The sequence below is a fragment of the Mesorhizobium sp. M1A.F.Ca.IN.020.04.1.1 genome (assembly GCF_003997315.1).
Lineage (GTDB): Bacteria > Pseudomonadota > Alphaproteobacteria > Rhizobiales > Rhizobiaceae > Mesorhizobium.
Window position 1 is genome coordinate 14,098 of the sequence record NZ_RZSN01000050.1, and the last position, 19,439, is coordinate 33,536.

Here is a 19,439-nt window from a genome sequence, read left to right on the forward strand (position 1 = left end):
CGCCGGCAATGGAAAAGGGCCATGGCGATCGATGTAACGAGGAGTATCGAGATCGCCAGGCCGCGCGCGGTTGTCGCCGCCTTTTCTTCCGATCCGGACAATGTTCCGCGCTGGTACGTCAACATCAAGTCGGTGGAATGGAAGACTCCCCGACCGGCCCAGATAGGATCGAGAATTGCATTCGAGGCGCAGTTCCTCGGACGGCGGCTCGCTTATACCTACAAGATCCTGGATCTCGTGCCGGGCGAGAGGCTGGTGATGCGATCCGACGAAGGACCGTTTCCGATGGAGACGAGCTATGGATGGCGGGATTCCGGCGAAGGCCGCACGCATATGACGCTCCGGAATCGCGGCTCGCCGGCCGGCTTTTCCCGTCTCATGACCCCGCTCATAGCCGTGGCTGTCCGGCGTTCGACCGATCGCGATCTGCTGCGACTGAAGAGCATCCTGGAAGCGGCAGGTTGATGATCCGTCAGGACAGGGAAGATTTTCTGGAGAGTGTTCGATGTCCAACGTGATGAAGGCGCTGGTGAAGGCCAAGGCCGAGCCGGGCATCTGGATGGAAGAAGTGCCGGTGCCGGAAATCGGCCCCAACGACGTGCTGATCAAGGTCAGGAAGACCGCGATCTGCGGCACCGACGTCCACATCTACAATTGGGACCAGTGGGCGCAGAAGACCGTGCCGGTGCCGATGGTGACCGGCCATGAATTTGTCGGCACCGTCGCGGATTTCGGCGCGGCCGTCACCGAATACAAGGTCGGACAGCGCGTCTCGGGCGAGGGTCACATCGTCTGCGGCCACTGCCGCAACTGCCGCGCGGGGCGAGGGCATCTCTGCCGCAACACGCTCGGCGTCGGCGTCAACCGGCCCGGCGCCTTCGGCGAGTATGTAGCGATCCCACAGCACAATGTCGTGCCGATCCCCGACGACGTGCCGGACGAGATCGCGGCGATCTTTGATCCATTAGGCAACGCCGTCCACACCGCACTGTCCTTCGACCTGGTCGGCGAGGATGTGCTGGTCACCGGCGCCGGCCCGATCGGCATCATGGGCGCGCTGGTCGCGCAATGCGTCGGCGCGCGGAAAGTCGTCATCACCGACATCAACCCGGTCCGGCTGGAACTGGCGCGCAAGCTCGGCGTCCAGCATGTGGTCGACGCCTCGAAGGAGAAGCTGCGCGACGTGATGCCGGCACTCGGCATGACCGAAGGTTTCGACGTCGGGCTGGAGATGTCGGGCGCCGCGCCAGCCTTCCGCGACATGATTGACACCATGAACAATGGCGGCAAGATCGCCATCCTCGGCATCGCTCCCACCGGCTTCGAGATCGACTGGAACAAGGTCATCTTCAAGATGCTGCATCTCAAAGGCATCTACGGCCGCGAGATGTTCGAGACCTGGTACAAGATGATCGCCCTGGTGCAGGGGCCGCTGGATGTCTCGGGTCTGATCACGCATCGCATCGGCATCGACGATTTCCAGGTTGGGTTCGATGCGATGCGCAGCGGCAGTTCCGGCAAAGTGGTGATGGACTGGTAGGGTTTGGTTGAAGCAGCATCCTGGCAATGCTGCGGGACAGCTCCCTCTTTGGCCTGCCGGACAGAGGGGGTGTGAAGGATCGCTACGAAGAAGATAAAGCCTCTTCCAGTGCTGCCACCCCCCTGACAATCGCCGCTCTCTCTTCCTCGCTCAGCCTCGCCAGCAGCTCCCTTTCAAACGCCTTCGCCAGCGGCACCATTTCCCGGTAAGCGGCGAGCCCCGCCTTGGTCAGCGTCAGATGCTCGACGCGGCGGTCGTTCTCGTCCGGCGCTCTTGTCAGCCAGCGCCGGCGTTCGAGCTCGGCGACCGCGCGCGACACCTTGGTCTTGTGCATGGCCGACTGCTCGCCGAGTTCCGTCGCCGTCATCATCCCGCGCTGCCCGAGGCCTGAGAGCGTGCGCCATTCCGGCCGCGTCAGACCGTGGCGCTCCTTGTAGATGCGCGAGAATTCGCGGCTCACGGTGTCGGCCAGCCGGTAGAGCCGGTAGGGCAGGAAGTTTTCTAGCTCGAGAATTTCCGGTTTCATTTGGCGCACCATCGATGCGGGGTTCGGCGTTGATAGTTACATTTTCGATGGTTACAAATGAAACCAGTTTGGTCAACATCACCGGAAAGCCTTCCTCAACGCTGAGGGCGGCAGCCCGGGATCAGGGAGGATCGGATGGCCTTTTCCTATATGCCGGGCTTCGGCAATGATTTTGAGACCGAGACGCTGCCGGGATCGCTGCCGCAGGGCCGCAACTCGCCGCAGCGGCCGGCCTACGGGCTCTATGCCGAGCAGCTTTCGGGCTCGCCCTTCACCGCGCCGCGCGGCACCAACGAGCGCTCCTGGCTTTACCGCATCCGTCCCAGCGTGAAACACACCGGCCGCTTCAAGGGCGCGAGCTATCCCATGTGGAAGACGGCGCCCAACGTCGGCGACCACGAGCTGGCGCTCGGCCAATACCGATGGAACCCTGTTCCGATCCCGACCGAGCCGACCGACTTCATCTCCGGCATGCGCACCATGACCACCGCCGGCGACGCGGTCGGCCAGTCCGGCATGGCGGCGCATGTCTATGTCGCCAACCGCTCGATGGTCGACGACCATTTCTTCAATGCCGACGGCGAGCTCATGATCGTGCCGCAGGTCGGCACGCTGCGCTTTGTCACCGAGATGGGCGTCATCGAGCTTCGCCCCGGCGAGATCGCGGTGCTGCCGCGGGGCCTCGTCTTCAAGGTCGAGCTCGCCGACAGTCAGGCGCGCGGCTATGTTTGCGAGAACTACGGGGCAAAATTCACCATGCCCGACCGCGGCCCGATCGGCGCCAATTGCCTGGCCAATCCGCGCGACTTCAAGACCCCCTGCGCCTGGTTCGAGGAGAAGGAGACGCCATGCCGGCTGATCGTCAAATGGTGCGGCACTTTCCACGTCACTGAGCTCGGCCATTCGCCGCTCGACGTCGTCGCCTGGCACGGCAACTACGCGCCCTATAAATATGATCTGGCGACGTTTTCGCCGGTCGGCGCCATCCTGTTCGATCACCCTGACCCGTCGATCTTCACCGTGCTGACGGCGCCGAGCGGCGAGGAGGGCACCGCCAATGTCGACTTCGTCATCTTCCCGCCGCGCTGGCTGGTGGCGGAAAACACTTTTCGGCCGCCCTGGTACCACCGCAACATCATGAGCGAGTTCATGGGCCTGATCCACGGCCAGTACGATGCCAAGGAGGAAGGTTTTGTCCCCGGCGGCATCAGCCTGCATAACCAGATGCTGGCGCACGGACCCGACGCCTCCGGCTTTGAGAAGGCCTCCCGCGCCGACCTGAAACCGGTCAAGCTCGACAACACCATGGCCTTCATGTTCGAGACGCGCTTTCCGCAGATGCTGACGCGCTACGCCGCCGAGCTCGAAACCTTGCAGGAGAACTACATCGACTGCTGGGCCGACCTGAAGAAGCGCTTCAATGGCACGCCGGAAGGCGACTGGCCCTGATTGGTGAGGTCAGAGTCAGGAAAACATCGGCGGGTGGCTTGACGATCACTCGCCACGGCCTTGTTGTGGGACGAGCGGCACGAAGCCCGCGAGGAGAGGAAACCGCATGAAGCTTGCCACTTTGAAGAACGGGACGCGCGACGGAAAACTGGTCGTGGTCTCGCGCGATCTGACGCGGTTCACCGACGCTTCTTTCCTGGTGCCGACGCTGCAGGCTGCGCTCGACAATTGGGAGCGCTTGGCGCCGCATCTGGCGGCGATGGCGGAATCGCTCGAGACCAACGCGGTGCCCTCGGCCCGCTTTCACGAGCATGACGCCCATTCGCCGCTGCCGCGCGCCTATCAATGGGCGGACGGCTCCGCCTATGTGAACCATGTCGAGCTGGTGCGGAAGGCGCGCGGCGCCGAGATGCCGGCGAGTTTCTGGACAGATCCGCTGATCTACCAGGGCGGCTCGGACTCCTTCCTTGCGCCGCGCGATCCGATCCGCATGGCCGACGAAGCCTTCGGCATCGACATGGAGGCGGAAGTTGCCGTCATCGTCGGCGATGTGCCGATGGGCGCCGGGCTGGTTGAGGCGCGCGAGGCCATCCGCCTCATCATGCTGGTCAACGATGTGACGCTTCGCGCCATCACAGGGCCGGAACTGGCAAAAGGCTTCGGCTTCTTCCACTCGAAGCCGTCTTCTGCTTTCTCGCCGGTCGCGGTGACGCCGGACGAGCTTGGTGATGCCTGGGACGGCGGCAAGGTCAGCCTGCCGCTGCTCGCCGATCTCAACGGCAGACCGTTCGGCCGTGCCAATGCCGGCATCGATATGACCTTTGATTTCCCGGCCTTGATTGTGCATGCCGCGAAAACGCGGCCGCTCGCCGCCGGCGCCATCATCGGCTCCGGCACCGTCTCCAATAAGCTGAATGATGGGCCAGGCAAGCCGGTCGCGGCAGGCGGCGCCGGCTATTCCTGCATCGCCGAACTGCGCATGATCGAGACCATCGAGAGCGGCGAGCCGAAGACACCGTTCCTGCGCTTCGGCGACACGGTGCGGATCGAGATGAAGGACAAGGCCGGCCATTCGATCTTCGGCGCCATCGAGCAGAAGGTCGAGAAATACGAGGGGGAGAAAGGAACCTGAAAGGGTGACCTTGCTCGAGCACCTGCGCCGGATGGCGCGCAACAATTTGTGGTCGAACGACCGGCTCTACCGCGCCGTGCTGGAGCTTCAGCCCGGCGAGTTCGAGGCGGGTCGAACCAGTTTCTTTCCCTCGATCAAGGAGACGCTCAACCACATCCTTGCGGTCGATCGTCTCTATCTCGATTTTCTGACCGGTGGCGGCCTCGGTGCTGCGGCCTATGACGACTTCATACCGTTTGACGATGCGTCAAGCCTGGCGGAAGCGCAGGCCGACTTCGACCGAAGACTTGTCGCTTTCTGCGACAGCCTGTCCGAGCTTGATCTCGACCGCCGCGTCCTCACCGATCGACGCGAGGACGGCATGATCCCCGAAAAGATCGGCGACATCCTCGCCCATGTCTTCCTGCACGACATCCACCATCGCGGCCAAGTGCACGCGATGCTGTCGGGCACCTCGGTCTCCCCACCGCAATTGGATGAGTTTTTGCTCGATTATGATCTGAAGCTCAGGCAGGCGGAAGTCGAGCGGCTGGGGATTGCGGATCAGGCCAGCGTGACATCATACGCTGAAAAATGACGGTCCGCTGAAATCAACGTAAGGCCTTCAATTTGCGCTTGTGCAATGAGCTGGCGGTCGAAGGGATCGCGATGGTGGAGCGGCAGATGCTCGAGCCGTTCTGCGTGTAGTTCGTTCACACTGAGGATCGGAATACCGTTCGACCGCAAGATTTCCGATATATTGCCTGCGAACGTGACCTTGCCGAGCGATTTTTTGATGGCGATTTCTGCCACGGAAATGGCGCTGACGATGACATCTTCGCCGGCAAGGAAGATGTCACGATGGTGATCCGAAAGGCGTGAATCCGCGTTGAGAACCCAAAGCAGAATATGGGTATCGACCAGATATTTGCGGCTCATTTGATGTACTCGTCCCATTCGGGACCGAGTTCATCGAAATCATCCGAAATGCGAATCTGGCCTTTCAAAGCCCCGAACAACCCTTTGCTCCCGCCAGGCCGGGCGGGAGCGCTCAAGGTCGCCACGATCTCTCCGTGCCGGGTCAGATGGATCTCTTCACCAGCTTGAGCACGCTTCACCAACTCAGAGAGCTGGGCCTTCGCTTTCGCCATCGGAACGTTCATTGCTAGACCTTTCTGACCATAATTTAGGTCATAATCGGTCGGGCCGCAACCAAGCTTAAGGAGGCGCTACGCCGCCCTGCCATCCAGCTTGATCACGCCACGCTTGATCTGGTCCTGCTCGATCGATTCGAACAGCGCGCGGAAATTCCCTTCGCCAAAACCTTCGTCGCCCTTCCTTTGGATAAATTCGAAGAAGATCGGCCCGATCACCGTCTTCGAGAAGATCTGCAGCAAGATCTTGGTCATACCGCCGTCGACGACGCCTTCGCCGTCGATCAGGATGCCGTGCTTCTTCATGCGCTCGATCGGCTCGTCATGGCCGTGCACGCGCTCATGCGACATCTCGTAATAGGTGTCGGGCGGGCCGGGCATGAACTTCAGCCCGTTGGCGGCGAGCTTGTCGGTGGCATCGTAGATCGCGTCCGTACCGACGGCAATGTGCTGGATGCCCTCGCCATTGTACTTCTTCAAATACTCGGCGATCTGGCTGGTTTCGTCCTTGGACTCGTTGAGCGGAATGCGAATCTTGCCGCAGGGCGAGGTGATCGCCCGGCTGACCAGTCCGGTGATCCTGCCGTCGATGTCGAAGAAATGGATCTGCTTGAAGCCGAACAGGTCACGGTAGAAATCCCACCACTTGTCCATGTTGCCGCGATAGACATTGTGGGTCAGGTGGTCGAGATAGTAGAAGCCGACGCCGTCGGGTTTTGGATTGCGCTCGCCCAACCACTCGAACTCGGCATCGTAAGCCGAGCCCTTGTCGCCATAGGTTTCGATGAAATAGAGGAGCGATCCGCCGATGCCGACGATTGCAGGCGCGTCGAGCGCCTTGTCGGTGCCCTCATAGGGCACAGCACCCTTCGACACGGCATGGTCGAAGGCGTGCTTGGCATCGACCACGCGCCACGCCATCGAGGCGGCGCAGGGGCCGTGCTTTTCGACGAATTTCATCGCATGCGAGCCTGGCTCGGCATTGACGACATAGTTGATGTCGCCCTGGCGCCAGACGGTCATGTCCTTGGTGCGGTGCTTCGCCACCGCGACATAGCCCATGCGGGCGAAGAGCTCGGCGAGTTTTGCCGGGTCTGAATGCGCGAACTCGACGAATTCGAAGCCGTCGGTGCCGGCGGGATTCGCCTTGCTGATCTTGGCGGGCGGGGCGTCATGCGGGAAGGGGCCCATGGCAGTCCTCCGAAAGCTGTTAAGGCCGTGCTTGGCCAGCTTTCACTATAATAACGCTGGACGGCTGCATGGTGCTTGCATTCAACCGCCTGGAAAGCCCATCATGTGCGCAGATTGTGCATGATTGGGGAGAAAATCATGGATGATGCGCGCCTTGATCAATTTGACCGCAAGATACTGGCGCTCCTGCAGGGCGATGCGCGGCTCACCAACAACGACCTTTCGGAGCGTGTGAACCTGTCGGCCTCGCAATGCTCGCGCCGCCGCCAGCGGCTGGAGGAAGATGGCTATATCAGGGGCTATCGCGCCGTGCTCGACCGCGACCGTCTCGGCTTTTCGCTGGTCAATGTGATTTCGGTGACCTTGGCCACCCACAACCGCGACAATGCCCGCCGCTTCGGCGAGCTGGTGGCGCGGCTACCCGAGGTGCAGGAAGCGCACGCGCTGACCGGCGAGATGGATTACATCCTGAAGGTGGTGACGCCCGATCTCAAATCGCTTTCCGAGTTCGTCAACGGCGTGCTGCTGCCGCATGAATCGGTGCAGCACGTCAAGACAGCGATCGTGCTGGAAACGTTGAAAGAGACCGGCGCGCTGCCGATTTAGTTCGCGGAGATCTTTGTTGGATGCGACGGCGACGGAACGCGAACCTGCGGAATTGGCTCTCGCCAATGCGCAAGCTTTCACCCCCGCTGCTGCTGGATCAGCCCATAGAGGTTGGTGCAGCGCGCGCCGGAGCGGCAATAGGCGAAGACTGGGCCTTCGAGCTCGTCGAGCGCCTCGGCCTGATCCTCGACATTGTCCATGGTGAGCTGGCCGCTGATCACCGGGATGTAGCGGAAGGCGAGCCCCGCAGCTTCCGCGGCCGCCTTGACGCTGTCGGCAGAGGGCTGGCCGGGCTGCTCGTCGTCCGGCCGGTTGCAGATGACGCTCTTGAAGCCGGCGTCCTTGATGGCAACGATGTCCTCGGGCTGGATCTGCCCCGAGACCGAATAGTCTTCGCTGATCTGGCGGTATTCCATAGCGTCGTCCTCGCAATCCTTGGCCGCAGTCATGCCACCGCGCGGCATTAGCGGCAATCCGTAGCACCGGATCTCTCTGCCAAATAGAGAGTGCGGGGCGGAAAATCCAACCGGGCCGATTTTAGCCCGGTTGGATGATGCCGCTTAGCTTCCGAGCAGCGCGCCTTTGAACTGCTCGATGTTGTTGTGCATCATGTCGATATAAGTCGAGGCCGGGCCGTCGGGCGGCGACAGCGCATCGGAATAGAGCGTGCCGCCGACCTTGATGCCGGTCTCACTGGCGATCTGCTCGATGAGCCTGGGGTTGGTGATGTTCTCGATGAAGATCGCCGCCGCCTTGTCCTGCTTGACCTGGTTGACCAGCTTGGCCACGTCGGCGGCCGAAGGCTCGGAATCGGTCGAGATGCCTTGCGGAGCAAGGAAGGTCAGGCCGTATGCATGCTCGAAATAGCCGAAGGCGTCGTGCGAGGTGATGACGACGCGCTTGGCCTCGGGGATCGCCTGGATCGCCGCGGTCACTTCGCCCTCCAACGCGTCGAGCTTCTGCGTGTAAGCGGCGGCATTGGCCTTGTAGCTGTCGCAGCCCGCGCTATCGGCGGCGCAGAATGCATCGGCGATATTCTTCACGTAGATCTTGGCATTGGCAATCGACTGGAAGGCGTGCGGGTCGTTGACCGTCTTGCCGCCGCCGGTGCCGGCGCCTTCGGCCGCGTCGGCATCGGCGAATTCCGGCTTGAAGGCGATCGGCGTCACGCCCTTGGTCAGCGTCACGATCGTCGCCTTGGTGGCGCTGGTGTCGACCAGGCGCTGCAAAAAGCCTTCGAAATGCAGACCGTTGACCAGCACGACATCGGCGCCGGCCATCGCCACCGCATCGGCGGGGGTCGGCTCGTAGACATGCGCGTCGCCGTCCGGGCCGACGATGGTGGTGATGTTGACGCGGTCGCCGCCGACATTTTTCGCAAAGTCAGCGATCACCGTGAAGCTCGCCACCACCTTGAGCGGCGCCGCAAAAGCGGACCATGTGGCGAAAGCGCTTAATGTTATAACGCTCAGCGCCAGGGCGGCGCGGAAGGATTTCAACATTGGGAAGAGTCTCCTTGCTTGGGGATTAAGCTGTGCGGTGGCGGTGATGCACGATACGGGCGCGCAGCGCGCCGCGCGTGCCGAACAGGATCGAGCAGAAATAAACGACGCCGGCCGAAAGGATGATAGCCGGGCCGGACGGCAGTGAGGCGTGATAGGACAAAAGCAGTCCGGCTATGCAGGAGGCAAAGCCGATCAGCACCGCCAGCGCGCACATCGGCTCGACGCGAACCGTCCAGAAGCGGGCGGCGGCGGCCGGCAGCATCATCAGCCCGACCGAGAGCAGCGTGCCCAGCGCCTGGAAACCGCCGACGAGGTTGAGCACGACCAGCCCAAGAAAGATGAAATGGACCGGGCTGCCCATGCGGCTCACCGAGCGCAGGAACAGCGGATCGAGGCATTCGGCGACCAGCGCCCGCCAGAAGATGGCGAGGCAGGCGAGCGTCACAACCACGATGCCGCAGATCAGGATCAGCGCCTCGTTGTTGAGCGCCAGCACGGTGCCGAACAGCACATGCATCAGGTCGACGCTCGAGCCGCGGATCGACACCATAAGCACGCCGATGGCGAGCGAGATCAGATAGAAGGCCGCCATCGAGGCGTCCTCGCGCTGGATGGTGAAGCGCGAAACCGCCCCTGCGCCGAGCGCGACGATGATGCCGGCGATCAGCCCGCCGACGGTCATCGGCAGGATCTCGAGGCCATAGAACAGGAAGCCCGCGGCGGCGCCGGGCAGGATGGCGTGCGCCATTGCGTCGCCCGACAGGCTCATGCGCCTGAGCATCAGGAAGACGCCGACCGGGCAGGCGCCGAGCGACAGCATCAGCGAGCCGAACAGCGCCCGTTGCATGAAGGCGAAATCGGCGAAGGGCTGGATGAACAGGCCGTAGAGAAACTCCATCACGCCGCCCTCGGTCCGGAGCCATGGCCGTGATGATGATCATGCGCGTGCGCGTGGTCATGATGTTCGTGGTCATGGCCATGGTCATCGGGCTCGCACCAGGGCGCGTTCTCTTCCCAGGCCTCGTGAAAACGCCGCGCCTTAAGCAGGTTTTCAGGCCTGAGCGTCTGTTTTGTGTCGCCCCAGGCGACAGGCTGGCGGGCGAGCAGCAGCGTCTCGGGAAAATTCCGCCGCACGAGATCGAGGTCGTGGACGACCACCATGATCGTGCGCTCCTCGCCATGCCAGCGCTTTATCAGCTGGATGAGGTCGCCGACGGTCTTGGCGTCGACGGCATTGAACGGCTCGTCGAGCAGGATGAGATCGGCATCCTGCAACAGCACGCGGGCAAACAACGTGCGCTGCAGCTGACCGCCGGAGAGCGTGTCGATCGGCCGCTTCTCGAAGCCGCCGAGCCCGACCGCCATCAGCGCCTTGCTGACCGACTCGCGATCCTCTTTGGTATAGCGTCCGAGCATGCCGCGCTTCGGCCACAGGCCAAGCGAGACCAGGTCGACCACCCGCGCCGGAAAGCTGCGGTCGAGCTCCGACTGCTGCGGCAGATAAGCGGTGCGCACGCCGGGCGCGCGGACAACCGTGCCCTCCATCGGCTTCAGCACGCCGACAATGCCCTTCATCAAAGTCGACTTGCCCGAGCCGTTGGCGCCGACGACGGCAGTCAGCGAGCCTTTTCGGACCGTGCCGTTGAGGTGATGAATGGCCGGATGGCTGTTGTAACCGAGCGTCAGGTCGCGGAAGGTCAGGCAGGCATTTGTCATCAGACGTTCCGGGTCGGGCGCCAAATTCGAGAGTACCCGTCGATATGTGATGTTATTACATTAGTCAACATGCCGGTTCGGCGGAATTGTGTCCAGATCGGTCAACTCGCCGTGTACATGGAAGCGGTCCGGAGCCGATAAATTGGCTCAATCGGTTTCGCGCCGGTCGGCCTTGCCCGGAGCCGGCACGGACTCTAAACAGGCGCGACCCTAGAAAAGAAGGAACCTCCCATGAGCATTCGTCGTATCGATGTCGGCCCGCGCATGAGCCAGATCGTCATTCACGGCAACACTGTCTATCTGGCCGGCCAGGTCGGTGAGCCCGGCGGCAACGTCGCCTCGCAGACTCGCGACATCCTGAAGACCATCGACGAATTGCTGGCCAAGGCTGGCACCGACAAGACCAAGATCGTGCAGGCGATCATCTGGCTGGCCGACATGGGCACCTTCGCCGAGATGAATTCGGAGTGGGACAAGTGGGTGCCGCAAGGCCACACGCCCGCCCGCGCCACCGGCGAAGCCAAGCTCGCCACCCCGGAATATCTGGTCGAGATCATTATCACGGCGGCGCTGTAAGGCGCTGGATCCGCCAATCTTCCCCTCGTGGGCCCGCGGGGGGAAGATTGCTCATCCCTGCGAAGGCGTGAACCGCGCCACAAGCGTGTGGCTTTCCGCCGGATAGATGAAGCGCACATGCGTGACCGGATGCTCGGCGCTCCAGGTGCGGCGCTCGACCACCAGGCAGGGCGCGCCGGGATCGATGTCGAGCGTGTCGGCGATAGTTTCGTCAGCCGCCATGGCGCGGATACGGTGCTCGGCCTCGCTCCACGGCACGCGGCCGATCAGCCAGGGGCCGGGCGCGATGTCGAGAAATTCTTCCTCGCTGGCCTCGCCCACCGCCGAAAGATTGATCAGGCGCTGCTCGAGCGCGAATGGCCGTTCGCCGGCAAAATGCAGCCCCTCCAGCCAAAGCACTGGACCCGTGGCAGATAGCCCAAGCAGCGGCCGATCCTCGGCATTGCCGCGTCGTTTCATGCGCTCCAGCCGTTCATAACGATAGGGCAGGCCAAGCGCCTCGACCTCGATCCTGATGTCGTGCAGTTCCAGCACCGCCGCCTGCGACTGCGGCTGGCGCACGAAGCTGCCCGAGCGGCGGCGGCGCTCGATCAACCCCGCCTTGGCGAGCTGCGACAGCGCCTTGTTCACAGTCATGCGGGAACAAACATACTGAGCCGTCAGCTCGTGCTCGAACGGGATGCGGTGGCCGGGCGCCCATGCACCCGACAGGATTTTTTCCCGGATGTCGGACAGGATCCGCTGGTGCAGCGACAGGGTCTCGCCGTCTTCCATCTCTGCCGTTTCGGTCATGCTCATCGGGATCAGCCCTCGGAAAGCGCCATCATCACTTTGCGGAAGCGCCCGGCGACCGCCTCGCGTTTGACATGCCTGCCGCCGCTCACTTGCTTCTTGCCATGCACCCAGACGCAATCGACCTTGCTGCCATTGGCAAAGATCCAGGCGTCGAGGATGGCATCGCCCGCCTTGCCGGCAAGCGAGGGATGGCTAGCGTCGAGCGAGACGAAATCGGCGGGCCTGGCGACGGCGAGGGTTGAGGGGCCGGCGCCGAGCGCGATGCTGCCGCCATCGAGCGCGGCCTCGAACAGCGCGCGACCGGTAGAGCCGCCGGCGCGCGCCAGCACATTGCGGGCGCGGTGGGCAAGGCGCTGCGAATATTCGAGCTGCCGAAGCTCGTCCGGCGGGCCGATCAGCACATTGGAGTCGGAGCCGACGCCGAAGCGGCCGCCATGTTCGATGAACAGGGGGGCGGCGAAAGTGCCGTCGCCGAGATTGGCCTCGGTGATCGGGCAGAGGCCAGCGACGGCTCCGGCCTTGGCCATGGCGATCGTCTCGGCTTCGGTCATATGCGTGGCGTGGATCAGGCACCAGCGACTGTCGACCTTGGCGTTTGCCAGCAGGAATTCGACCGGGCGCTTGCCCGACCAGGCGATGCAGTCCTCGACCTCCTTCACCTGCTCGGCGACATGGATGTGGATCGGCCCGTTCGGCGCCATTGCGGCAACGGCGTTGAGTTCGTCCGGCGTTGCGGCGCGCAGGCTGTGCGGCGCGACGCCGACGACGGCTTGCTCAAGCGAGCGAACGCCCTCGCGAGTTTTCTCAAGCAAACGTCTGAAGCGTTCGACATCATTGATGAATCGCCGCTGGCCTTCGTTGGGAGCAGCGCCGCCGAAGGCCGAATGGGCATAGAAGACTGGCAGCAGGGTCAGCTCGATGCCGGTGTCGGCGGCGGCAGAAGCAATGCGCTCCGCCATCTCGGCGATGTTGGCATAAGGCTGCCCGTCGCGGTCGTGGTGCAGATAGTGGAACTCGCCGACGCGCGAAAAACCGGCTTCCAGCATCTCCACATAAAGCTGCGCCGCGACCGCCTCGACCTGGTCCGGCGTCATCGACAGCGCGAAGCGGTACATCACCTCGCGCCAGCTCCAGAAACTGTCGGCCGAGGGACCGCGCAGTTCGGCAAGCCCCGCCATGCCGCGCTGGAAGGCGTGGCTGTGCAGGTTGGGCATGCCGGGCAGGACGATGGCGTGGCGTTCGTCGCCGGCGTGCGCCGAAGAGCCCGCTTCGACTGCAGAGATACGGCCGCCCTCGAATGCGATCCTCACATTGCCCCGCCAACCGCCGGGCAGCAGCGCCTGTTCCGCAAAGATCACCGTCACGTCCAAACTCCCAATCCGAAAGCCCGAGCGACATTAACACTTGCGTCGCGTTCCAATATGTATATACATAATCGTCATCCTTTCAAATGGAAAAGATGATGGGTGCAGCAAACGGAAAGAGCGGCCTTCGTCTGTGGCGCAATGCGCGCCTGGCGACCATGGCCGAGGGTGCTGCCGGTCTCGGCATCGTCGAGAAAGGTGCGATCGCCGCGCGCGACGGGCTGATCGTCTATGCCGGACCGGAGGCCGACTTGCCGGCAGCCGTCGGGCACGGCGCCGAAACGGTTGATTGCCAGGGCCGCTGGATCACCCCCGGCCTGATCGATTGCCACACCCACCTTGTCTACGCCGGCAACCGCGCCAACGAATTCGAGATGCGCCTGGCCGGAGCCACCTATGAGGAGGTGGCGAGGGCAGGGGGTGGCATCGTTTCCTCGGTCAAGTCGCTGCGCGCCGCGAGCGAAGACCAGCTCGTCTCCCAGACGCTGTCCCGCCTCGACGCGCTGATGGCCGAAGGCGTGACGACCGTCGAGGTCAAGTCGGGCTACGGCCTCGATGCCGACAATGAAAAAAAGTCGCTGCGCGCTGCCCGCCGTCTGGCCAGTGAGCGTCCAATCACGATCCTCACGACCTGTCTCGCCGCCCATGCGCTGCCGCCCGAAGCCAGGGGCGACAAGGACGCTTTCATCGATCTCGTCGCCGGCACGATCCTCCCGGCGGTTGCCGCCGAAAAGCTCGCGGACGCCGTCGACGGCTTTTGCGAGGGCATTGCCTTCTCACCGGAACAGATCGCGCGCGTCTTCGATAAGGCGAAAGCGCTCGGCCTGCCGGTGAAGCTTCACGCCGACCAACTCTCCAACCTGCATGGCGCGGCGCTTGCCGCGCGCTACGGCGCGCTGTCGGCTGATCACCTGGAATACACCGATGAGGAGGGCGCCGCGGCGATGGCCGGGTCCGGCACCGTCGCGACCATCCTGCCCGGCGCCTACTATTTCATCCGCGAGACCAAGAGGCCGCCGGTCGAGCTGTTCCGCCGGCATGGCGTGACGATGGCGGTCGCCACCGACTCCAATCCCGGTACCTCGCCGCTCACCTCGCTGCTGCTCACCATGAACATGGCCGCGACGCTCTTTGGCCTGACCGTCGACGAATGCCTCGCCGGCGTCACCCGCGAGGCCGCGCGTGCGCTGGGGCTTCTCGACAGGACCGGCACGCTGGAAGCCGGCAAATCGGCCGACCTTGCCGTCTGGAATATCGAGCGTCCGGCCGAACTTGTCTACCGCATGGGCTTCAATCCGCTCCATGCCCGCATCTGGAGAGGACAATGACCGAACTGATCCTGAAGCCCGGCAGCGCAACGCTTGCCGACTGGCGCGCCATCTATCGCGGCGCCGTGCCGAAGCTCGACGATTCCTGCCGGCCGAAGATCAAGGCCAGCGCCGAAGCCGTCGCCCGCATCGTCGCCAAAGGCGAGCCGGTCTACGGCATCAACACCGGCTTCGGTAAGCTCGCCAGCGTTCGCATTCCGGCAAACGATCTTGAAACGCTGCAACGCAACATCGTGCTTTCCCATGCCGCGGGCGTCGGCGAACCGATGCCGGCCCCCGTGGTGCGGCTGATGATGGCGTTGAAGCTGGCGAGCCTTGCCCAGGGCGCTTCCGGCGTGCGCGCCGAGACCATCGACCTGCTCCAGGGGATGCTCGCCAACGACGTCATTCCGGTGGTGCCGGTGCAAGGTTCGGTCGGCGCCTCGGGCGACCTCGCGCCGCTCGCGCATATGACGGCGGTCATGATCGGCGTCGGTGAATGTTTTACCCCGCATGGTCGCTTCCCGGCCAAGGTCGCGTTCGTCTCGCATGGGCTGGAACCGGTCACGCTCGGCGCCAAGGAAGGCCTGGCGCTGCTCAACGGCACCCAGTTCTCGACCGCCTTCGCGCTCGCCGGCCTGTTCGAAGCCGAGACGCTCTACCGGTCCGCGCTGGTCGCCGGCGCGCTGTCGACCGACGCTGCTCGCGGCTCCGACGCGCCTTTCGATCCGCGCATCCATCTGTTGCGCAAGCATCGCGGTCAGATCGAGACCGCGGACGCGTTGCGCGATCTGATGGCCGGCAGCGCCATCCGTGAATCGCACCGCGTTGGCGACGAGCGCGTGCAGGATCCATACTGCCTGCGCTGCCAGCCGCAGGTGATGGGTGCCGCGCTCGACGTCCTGCGCAAGGCGGCCGACACGCTCGAGACCGAAGCCAACGGCGTCACCGACAACCCGCTGATCTTCGCCGAGGACGACACCGCGCTCTCGGGCGGCAATTTTCACGCCGAGCCGGTGGCCTTTGCCGCCGACATGATCGCGCTTGCCGTCTGCGAGATCGGCTCGCTGTCGGAGCGGCGCATCGCCATGCTGGTCGATCCGGCGCTCTCCGGCATGCCGGCATTTCTGACGCCGAAGCCTGGCCTCAATTCCGGTTTCATGATCCCCCAGGTGACGGCGGCGGCGCTCGTTTCGGAAAACAAGCAGAAGGCCTATCCGGCGAGCGTCGATTCCATCCCGACCTCGGCCAACCAGGAAGACCATGTCTCGATGGCTGCGCACGGCGCGCGCCGCCTGCTCGGCATGATCGAGAATGCAACGGCCGTCATCGGCATCGAGCTGTTGGCAGCCGCGCAAGGCTGCGATTTCCACGCCCCGCTCGCCTCGAGCGAAGCGCTGGAAACGGTGCGCAAGCTGGTCCGAGCCGAGGTGCCGCATCTCGACAACGACCGGCATTTCCACCCCGACATGGAAAAGGCGATCGCCCTGGTCCGCAGCGGCGCGGCGGTTAAGGCGGCGGCTGCGGTGGCGCTGCCGGGGATTGCGTCATGAGATTGAATGCTCTGATAGGTCGCGATCCTTCACGCCCCCCGCTGTCCTGCCGGACATCTCCCCCACAAGGGGGGAGATTGGCAACTTTGGCGCCCCGCTCCTTCTTGCAACGTGGACGATTGGCGAAAGCCGGCGTGATATCTGATCTCCCCCCTCGTGGGGGAGATGTCCGGCAGGACAGAGGGGGGCGCCGTAGAGCTCCAACCCGTGGAGAGCTCCAATGACCACGCCCTGGCTCACCATCACACGCGGTACGGCGCCGCTGCTGGTCTCGATCCCGCACACCGGCATAGATCTTGCGGGCCTCGACAGCCGGTTGGTCTCGCCGTGGCTCGGCCGCCGCGACTGCGACTGGTGGATCGACAAGCTGTACGACTTCGCGAACGATCTTGGCGCCACGGTCGTCCACACCGCCATCTCGCGCACCGTCATCGACGTCAACCGCGACCCCTCCGGCGTCTCGCTTTATCCTGGACAGGCGACGACCACGCTCTGCCCCACCGACACGTTTGATGGCGATCCGCTCTACCGCATGGGCGAGGAGCCGACGCCGTCCGAGATCGACCTGCGCCGCGAGACTTACTTCGCGCCTTACCATGCCGCCCTGCAGGCTGAGATCGACCGTCTGCGCGGCATGCACGAGAAGATCGTGCTCTATGACTGCCATTCAATTCGCTCGGTGCTGCCGCGCCTGTTCGAAGGCACGCTGCCGGTGTTCAATCTCGGCACCAATGACGGCAAGAGCACCGAAGCATCCCTGCAGGAACAGGTAGCCGCCATCCTCGCGGCGAGCAGCCAGTCCTGGGTGGTCAATGGGCGCTTCAAGGGCGGCTGGATCACCAGAAGTTTCGGCCGGCCGCAGAGCGGCGTCCATGCGCTGCAGATGGAGCTCTCGAACCGCGGCTATATGCGCGAGCCGTCGGAAAAGGGCGCGCCGGACAACTGGCCGGTGCCTTACGACCCAACCTACGCGGCGCCGATCCGCGCCACGCTGAAAACCATTCTCGAAACCGCGATTGCCTGGGCCGCGCGCTGACGCTCCCGCCGCACCTGATCGAAGGGAACTGCCGACATGACCGACCCTCGCCACAACATCCGTGAAGTCCGCGCGCCGCGCGGCGACAAGCTCAACGCCCGCTATTGGACGACCGAGGCGCCGCTGCGCATGCTGATGAACAATCTCGATCCGGAGGTTGCCGAGAACCCGAACGAGCTCGTGGTCTATGGCGGCATCGGCCGGGCGGCGCGCACCTGGAACGATTTCGACCGCATCGCCGCGTCGCTGAAGACGCTCGGCGAGGACGAGACGCTCTTGGTGCAGTCGGGCAAGCCGGTCGGCGTCTTCCGCACCCACAAGGACGCGCCGCGCGTCTTGATCGCCAATTCCAACATCGTGCCGCACTGGGCGACCTGGGAAAAATTCAACGATCTCGATAGGAAGGGCCTGATGATGTACGGCCAGATGACGGCCGGTTCCTGGATCTATATCGGCACGCAAGGCATCGTTCAGGGCACCTACGAAACCTTCGTCGAGGCCGGCCGCCAGCACTATGGCGGCAATCTCAAGGGCAAGTGGATCCTGACCGCCGGCCTCGGCGGCATGGGCGGCGCCCAGCCTCTGGCCGCTGTCATGGCCGGCGCCTCCTGCCTCGCCATCGAATGCAATCCGGACTCGATCGACTTCCGCTTGCGCACTCGCTACCTGGACGAGAAGGCCAAAACGCTCGACGAGGCGATGGAAATGACCGAGCGCTGGACCAAGGCCGGCGAGGCGAAGTCCGTCGGCCTGCTCGGCAATGCCGCCGAGATCGTGCCGGAGATGTTCAGGCGTGGGATCCGCCCCGATATCCTCACCGACCAGACCTCGGCGCATGACCCGATCAACGGCTATCTGCCCAAGGGCTGGACCATGGCCGAATGGCGCGAGAAGCGCGTCAGTGATCCGAAGGCGGTGGAGAAGGCGGCGCGCGCGTCGATGCGCGAGCATGTCGAGGCGATGGTGGCGTTCTGGAACGCCGGCGTGCCGACGCTCGACTACGGTAACAACATCCGCGAGGTCGCCAAGGACGAGGGTTTCGAAAATGCCTTCGCCTTCCCCGGCTTCGTGCCGGCTTACATCCGTCCGCTGTTCTGCCGCGGCATCGGCCCGTTCCGCTGGGCTGCGCTCTCGGGCGATCCGGAAGATATCTACAAGACCGACGCCAAGGTGCGCGAACTCACCCCCGGCAACACGCATCTGCACAATTGGCTCGACATGGCGCGCGAGCGCATCTCCTTCCAGGGCCTGCCGGCGCGCATCTGCTGGGTCGGGCTTGGCGACCGCCATCGATTGGGGCTCGCCTTCAACGAAATGGTGGCCAAGGGCGAGCTCAAGGCGCCGGTCGTCATTGGCCGCGACCATCTCGATTCCGGCTCGGTCGCCTCGCCGAACCGCGAGACCGAGGCGATGAAGGATGGCTCCGACGCCATTTCCGACTGGCCGCTGCTCAACGCGCTGCTCAACACCGCGTCCGGTGCCACCTGGGTCTCGCTGCATCACGGCGGCGGCGTCGGCATGGGCTTCTCGCAGCATGCCGGCATGGTGATCGTCGCCGACGGAACGCCTGACGCGGCCAGGCGCCTGGAGCGCGTGCTGTGGAACGACCCGGCGACCGGCGTCATGCGTCACGCCGATGCCGGTTACGACATCGCCATCGAGTGCGCGAAGGAGCACCAGCTCAACCTGCCGGGCATACTGGGTTGAACCGATGCGCATCCTTCGTGCCGCCGGCTATCGCGTCATGCCGTGGAAGAACGGCGGCGGCACGACCACCGAGATCGCCGTCTCGCCTGATGGCGCCGGTCTCGAGGATTTCGACTGGCGCATCTCCATCGCGCGCGTCGAGACCAGCGGGCCATTCTCCAGCTTCGCCGGGGTCGACCGCACGCTGTCGGTGCTGGAAGGCGACGGCATTATGCTCGACATCACCTCTCGACCGCCGGCGCGGCTGACGCCAGCCTCGGCGCCGCTTCCTTTTCCCGGCGACGTGCCGACCCGCGCCACGTT

22 protein-coding genes are annotated in these 19,439 nt (G+C 64.0%); 12 read left to right on the forward strand and 10 right to left on the reverse strand.

The window, feature by feature from the left end:
- The first annotated feature begins 21 nt into the window (after positions 1–21).
- Both EOA49_RS12925 and tdh read left to right on the forward strand, forming a co-directional pair.
- Complete coding sequence (locus tag EOA49_RS12925; protein ID WP_095801221.1) at positions 22–465, forward strand: SRPBCC family protein; 444 nt, start codon at positions 22–24, stop codon at positions 463–465.
- A 40-nt stretch (positions 466–505) separates the two neighbouring features.
- Entirely contained in the window at positions 506–1,540 is a 1,035-nt protein-coding gene (gene tdh / locus EOA49_RS12930; RefSeq protein ID WP_095801222.1) for an L-threonine 3-dehydrogenase, read from the forward strand.
- 82 nt (positions 1,541–1,622) lie between these two features.
- Here the strand turns inward: tdh and EOA49_RS12935 are convergent, their stop codons facing one another.
- A complete protein-coding gene (locus EOA49_RS12935) occupies positions 1,623–2,066 on the reverse strand; it encodes a MarR family transcriptional regulator (protein WP_164746692.1) in 444 nt (147 codons plus the stop codon).
- Positions 2,067–2,201: 135 nt separating this feature from the next.
- Between EOA49_RS12935 and hmgA the strand changes: the two genes are divergently transcribed.
- The 3 genes from hmgA (at position 2,202) to EOA49_RS12950 (ending at position 5,224) form a co-directional block, all read left to right on the forward strand.
- On the forward strand, positions 2,202–3,515 hold the full coding sequence (hmgA, locus tag EOA49_RS12940) for a homogentisate 1,2-dioxygenase (RefSeq protein ID WP_095801224.1): 1,314 nt from the start codon (positions 2,202–2,204) through the stop codon (positions 3,513–3,515).
- Positions 3,516–3,621: 106 nt separating this feature from the next.
- Positions 3,622–4,647 carry a fumarylacetoacetate hydrolase family protein gene (locus EOA49_RS12945; protein WP_127215369.1) on the forward strand — a complete coding sequence of 342 codons (1,026 nt, stop codon included), beginning with the start codon at positions 3,622–3,624 and terminating at the stop codon, positions 4,645–4,647.
- A gap of 4 nt (positions 4,648–4,651) precedes the next feature.
- Positions 4,652–5,224: a DinB family protein gene (locus tag EOA49_RS12950; RefSeq protein ID WP_127215370.1), complete on the forward strand. Its 573-nt coding sequence runs from the start codon at positions 4,652–4,654 to the stop codon at positions 5,222–5,224.
- Here the strand turns inward: EOA49_RS12950 and EOA49_RS12955 are convergent.
- From EOA49_RS12955 to hppD, 3 genes are all read right to left on the reverse strand, one after another.
- Positions 5,191–5,565: a type II toxin-antitoxin system VapC family toxin gene (locus tag EOA49_RS12955; RefSeq protein ID WP_067329839.1), complete on the reverse strand. Its 375-nt coding sequence runs from the start codon at positions 5,563–5,565 to the stop codon at positions 5,191–5,193. The genes EOA49_RS12950 and EOA49_RS12955 overlap by 34 nt on opposite strands.
- A complete protein-coding gene (locus EOA49_RS12960; protein WP_095778578.1) occupies positions 5,562–5,789 on the reverse strand; it encodes a type II toxin-antitoxin system prevent-host-death family antitoxin in 228 nt (75 codons plus the stop codon). Before EOA49_RS12960 ends, EOA49_RS12955 begins: the two co-directional genes overlap by 4 nt.
- Positions 5,790–5,855: 66 nt before the next feature.
- On the reverse strand, positions 5,856–6,971 hold the full coding sequence (gene hppD / locus EOA49_RS12965; RefSeq protein WP_127239991.1) for a 4-hydroxyphenylpyruvate dioxygenase: 1,116 nt from the start codon (positions 6,969–6,971) through the stop codon (positions 5,856–5,858).
- Between the two features lie 138 nt (positions 6,972–7,109).
- On the opposite strand from hppD, the gene EOA49_RS12970 reads away from it, so the two are divergent.
- Positions 7,110–7,577, forward strand: a complete 468-nt coding sequence (locus EOA49_RS12970) for an Lrp/AsnC family transcriptional regulator (protein WP_059187534.1) — start codon at positions 7,110–7,112, stop codon at positions 7,575–7,577.
- A gap of 77 nt (positions 7,578–7,654) precedes the next feature.
- Here EOA49_RS12970 and EOA49_RS12975 read toward each other — a convergent pair whose 3' ends face one another.
- The 4 genes from EOA49_RS12975 to aztA form a co-directional block, all read right to left on the reverse strand.
- The gene (locus EOA49_RS12975; RefSeq protein ID WP_067000965.1) at positions 7,655–7,993 is read right to left on the reverse strand and encodes a TIGR01244 family sulfur transferase; all 339 of its coding nucleotides are present in this window, start codon (positions 7,991–7,993) and stop codon (positions 7,655–7,657) included.
- 144 nt (positions 7,994–8,137) lie between these two features.
- Positions 8,138–9,079: a zinc ABC transporter substrate-binding protein AztC gene (gene aztC / locus EOA49_RS12980; RefSeq protein ID WP_127239992.1), complete on the reverse strand. Its 942-nt coding sequence runs from the start codon at positions 9,077–9,079 to the stop codon at positions 8,138–8,140.
- A gap of 25 nt (positions 9,080–9,104) precedes the next feature.
- Positions 9,105–9,980, reverse strand: a complete 876-nt coding sequence (gene aztB / locus EOA49_RS12985) for a zinc ABC transporter permease AztB (protein ID WP_067000522.1) — start codon at positions 9,978–9,980, stop codon at positions 9,105–9,107.
- Positions 9,980–10,798, reverse strand: coding sequence for a zinc ABC transporter ATP-binding protein AztA (gene aztA, locus EOA49_RS12990; protein ID WP_067330176.1), 819 nt, complete (start codon positions 10,796–10,798; stop codon positions 9,980–9,982). Before aztA ends, aztB begins: the two co-directional genes overlap by 1 nt.
- A 231-nt stretch (positions 10,799–11,029) precedes the next feature.
- Here aztA and EOA49_RS12995 point away from each other — a divergent pair, with 231 nt between their 5' ends.
- On the forward strand, positions 11,030–11,374 hold the full coding sequence (locus EOA49_RS12995; protein WP_095778583.1) for a RidA family protein: 345 nt from the start codon (positions 11,030–11,032) through the stop codon (positions 11,372–11,374).
- A 51-nt stretch (positions 11,375–11,425) separates the two neighbouring features.
- Here EOA49_RS12995 and hutC read toward each other — a convergent pair whose 3' ends face one another.
- Entirely contained in the window at positions 11,426–12,172 is a 747-nt protein-coding gene (gene hutC, locus EOA49_RS13000; RefSeq protein WP_127239993.1) for a histidine utilization repressor, read from the reverse strand.
- A 5-nt stretch (positions 12,173–12,177) separates the two neighbouring features.
- Complete coding sequence (locus EOA49_RS13005; RefSeq protein WP_127239994.1) at positions 12,178–13,533, reverse strand: formimidoylglutamate deiminase; 1,356 nt, start codon at positions 13,531–13,533, stop codon at positions 12,178–12,180.
- 98 nt (positions 13,534–13,631) lie between these two features.
- Between EOA49_RS13005 and hutI the strand changes: the two genes are divergently transcribed.
- From hutI to EOA49_RS13030, 5 genes are all read left to right on the forward strand, one after another.
- On the forward strand, positions 13,632–14,861 hold the full coding sequence (gene hutI / locus EOA49_RS13010) for an imidazolonepropionase (protein ID WP_164746693.1): 1,230 nt from the start codon (positions 13,632–13,634) through the stop codon (positions 14,859–14,861).
- Complete coding sequence (gene hutH / locus EOA49_RS13015; protein WP_127239996.1) at positions 14,858–16,393, forward strand: histidine ammonia-lyase; 1,536 nt, start codon at positions 14,858–14,860, stop codon at positions 16,391–16,393. The genes hutI and hutH overlap by 4 nt, the downstream gene beginning before the upstream one ends.
- A 220-nt stretch (positions 16,394–16,613) precedes the next feature.
- Positions 16,614–17,429 (forward strand): N-formylglutamate deformylase, encoded by an 816-nt coding sequence (gene hutG / locus EOA49_RS13020; RefSeq protein WP_127242219.1) that lies wholly within the window; start codon positions 16,614–16,616, stop codon positions 17,427–17,429.
- 36 nt (positions 17,430–17,465) lie between these two features.
- Positions 17,466–19,136 (forward strand): urocanate hydratase, encoded by a 1,671-nt coding sequence (gene hutU, locus EOA49_RS13025; RefSeq protein WP_127242220.1) that lies wholly within the window; start codon positions 17,466–17,468, stop codon positions 19,134–19,136.
- A gap of 4 nt (positions 19,137–19,140) precedes the next feature.
- Positions 19,141–19,439: HutD family protein (locus tag EOA49_RS13030; protein WP_206520171.1), on the forward strand; the 299-nt coding region annotated here is incomplete at its 3' end.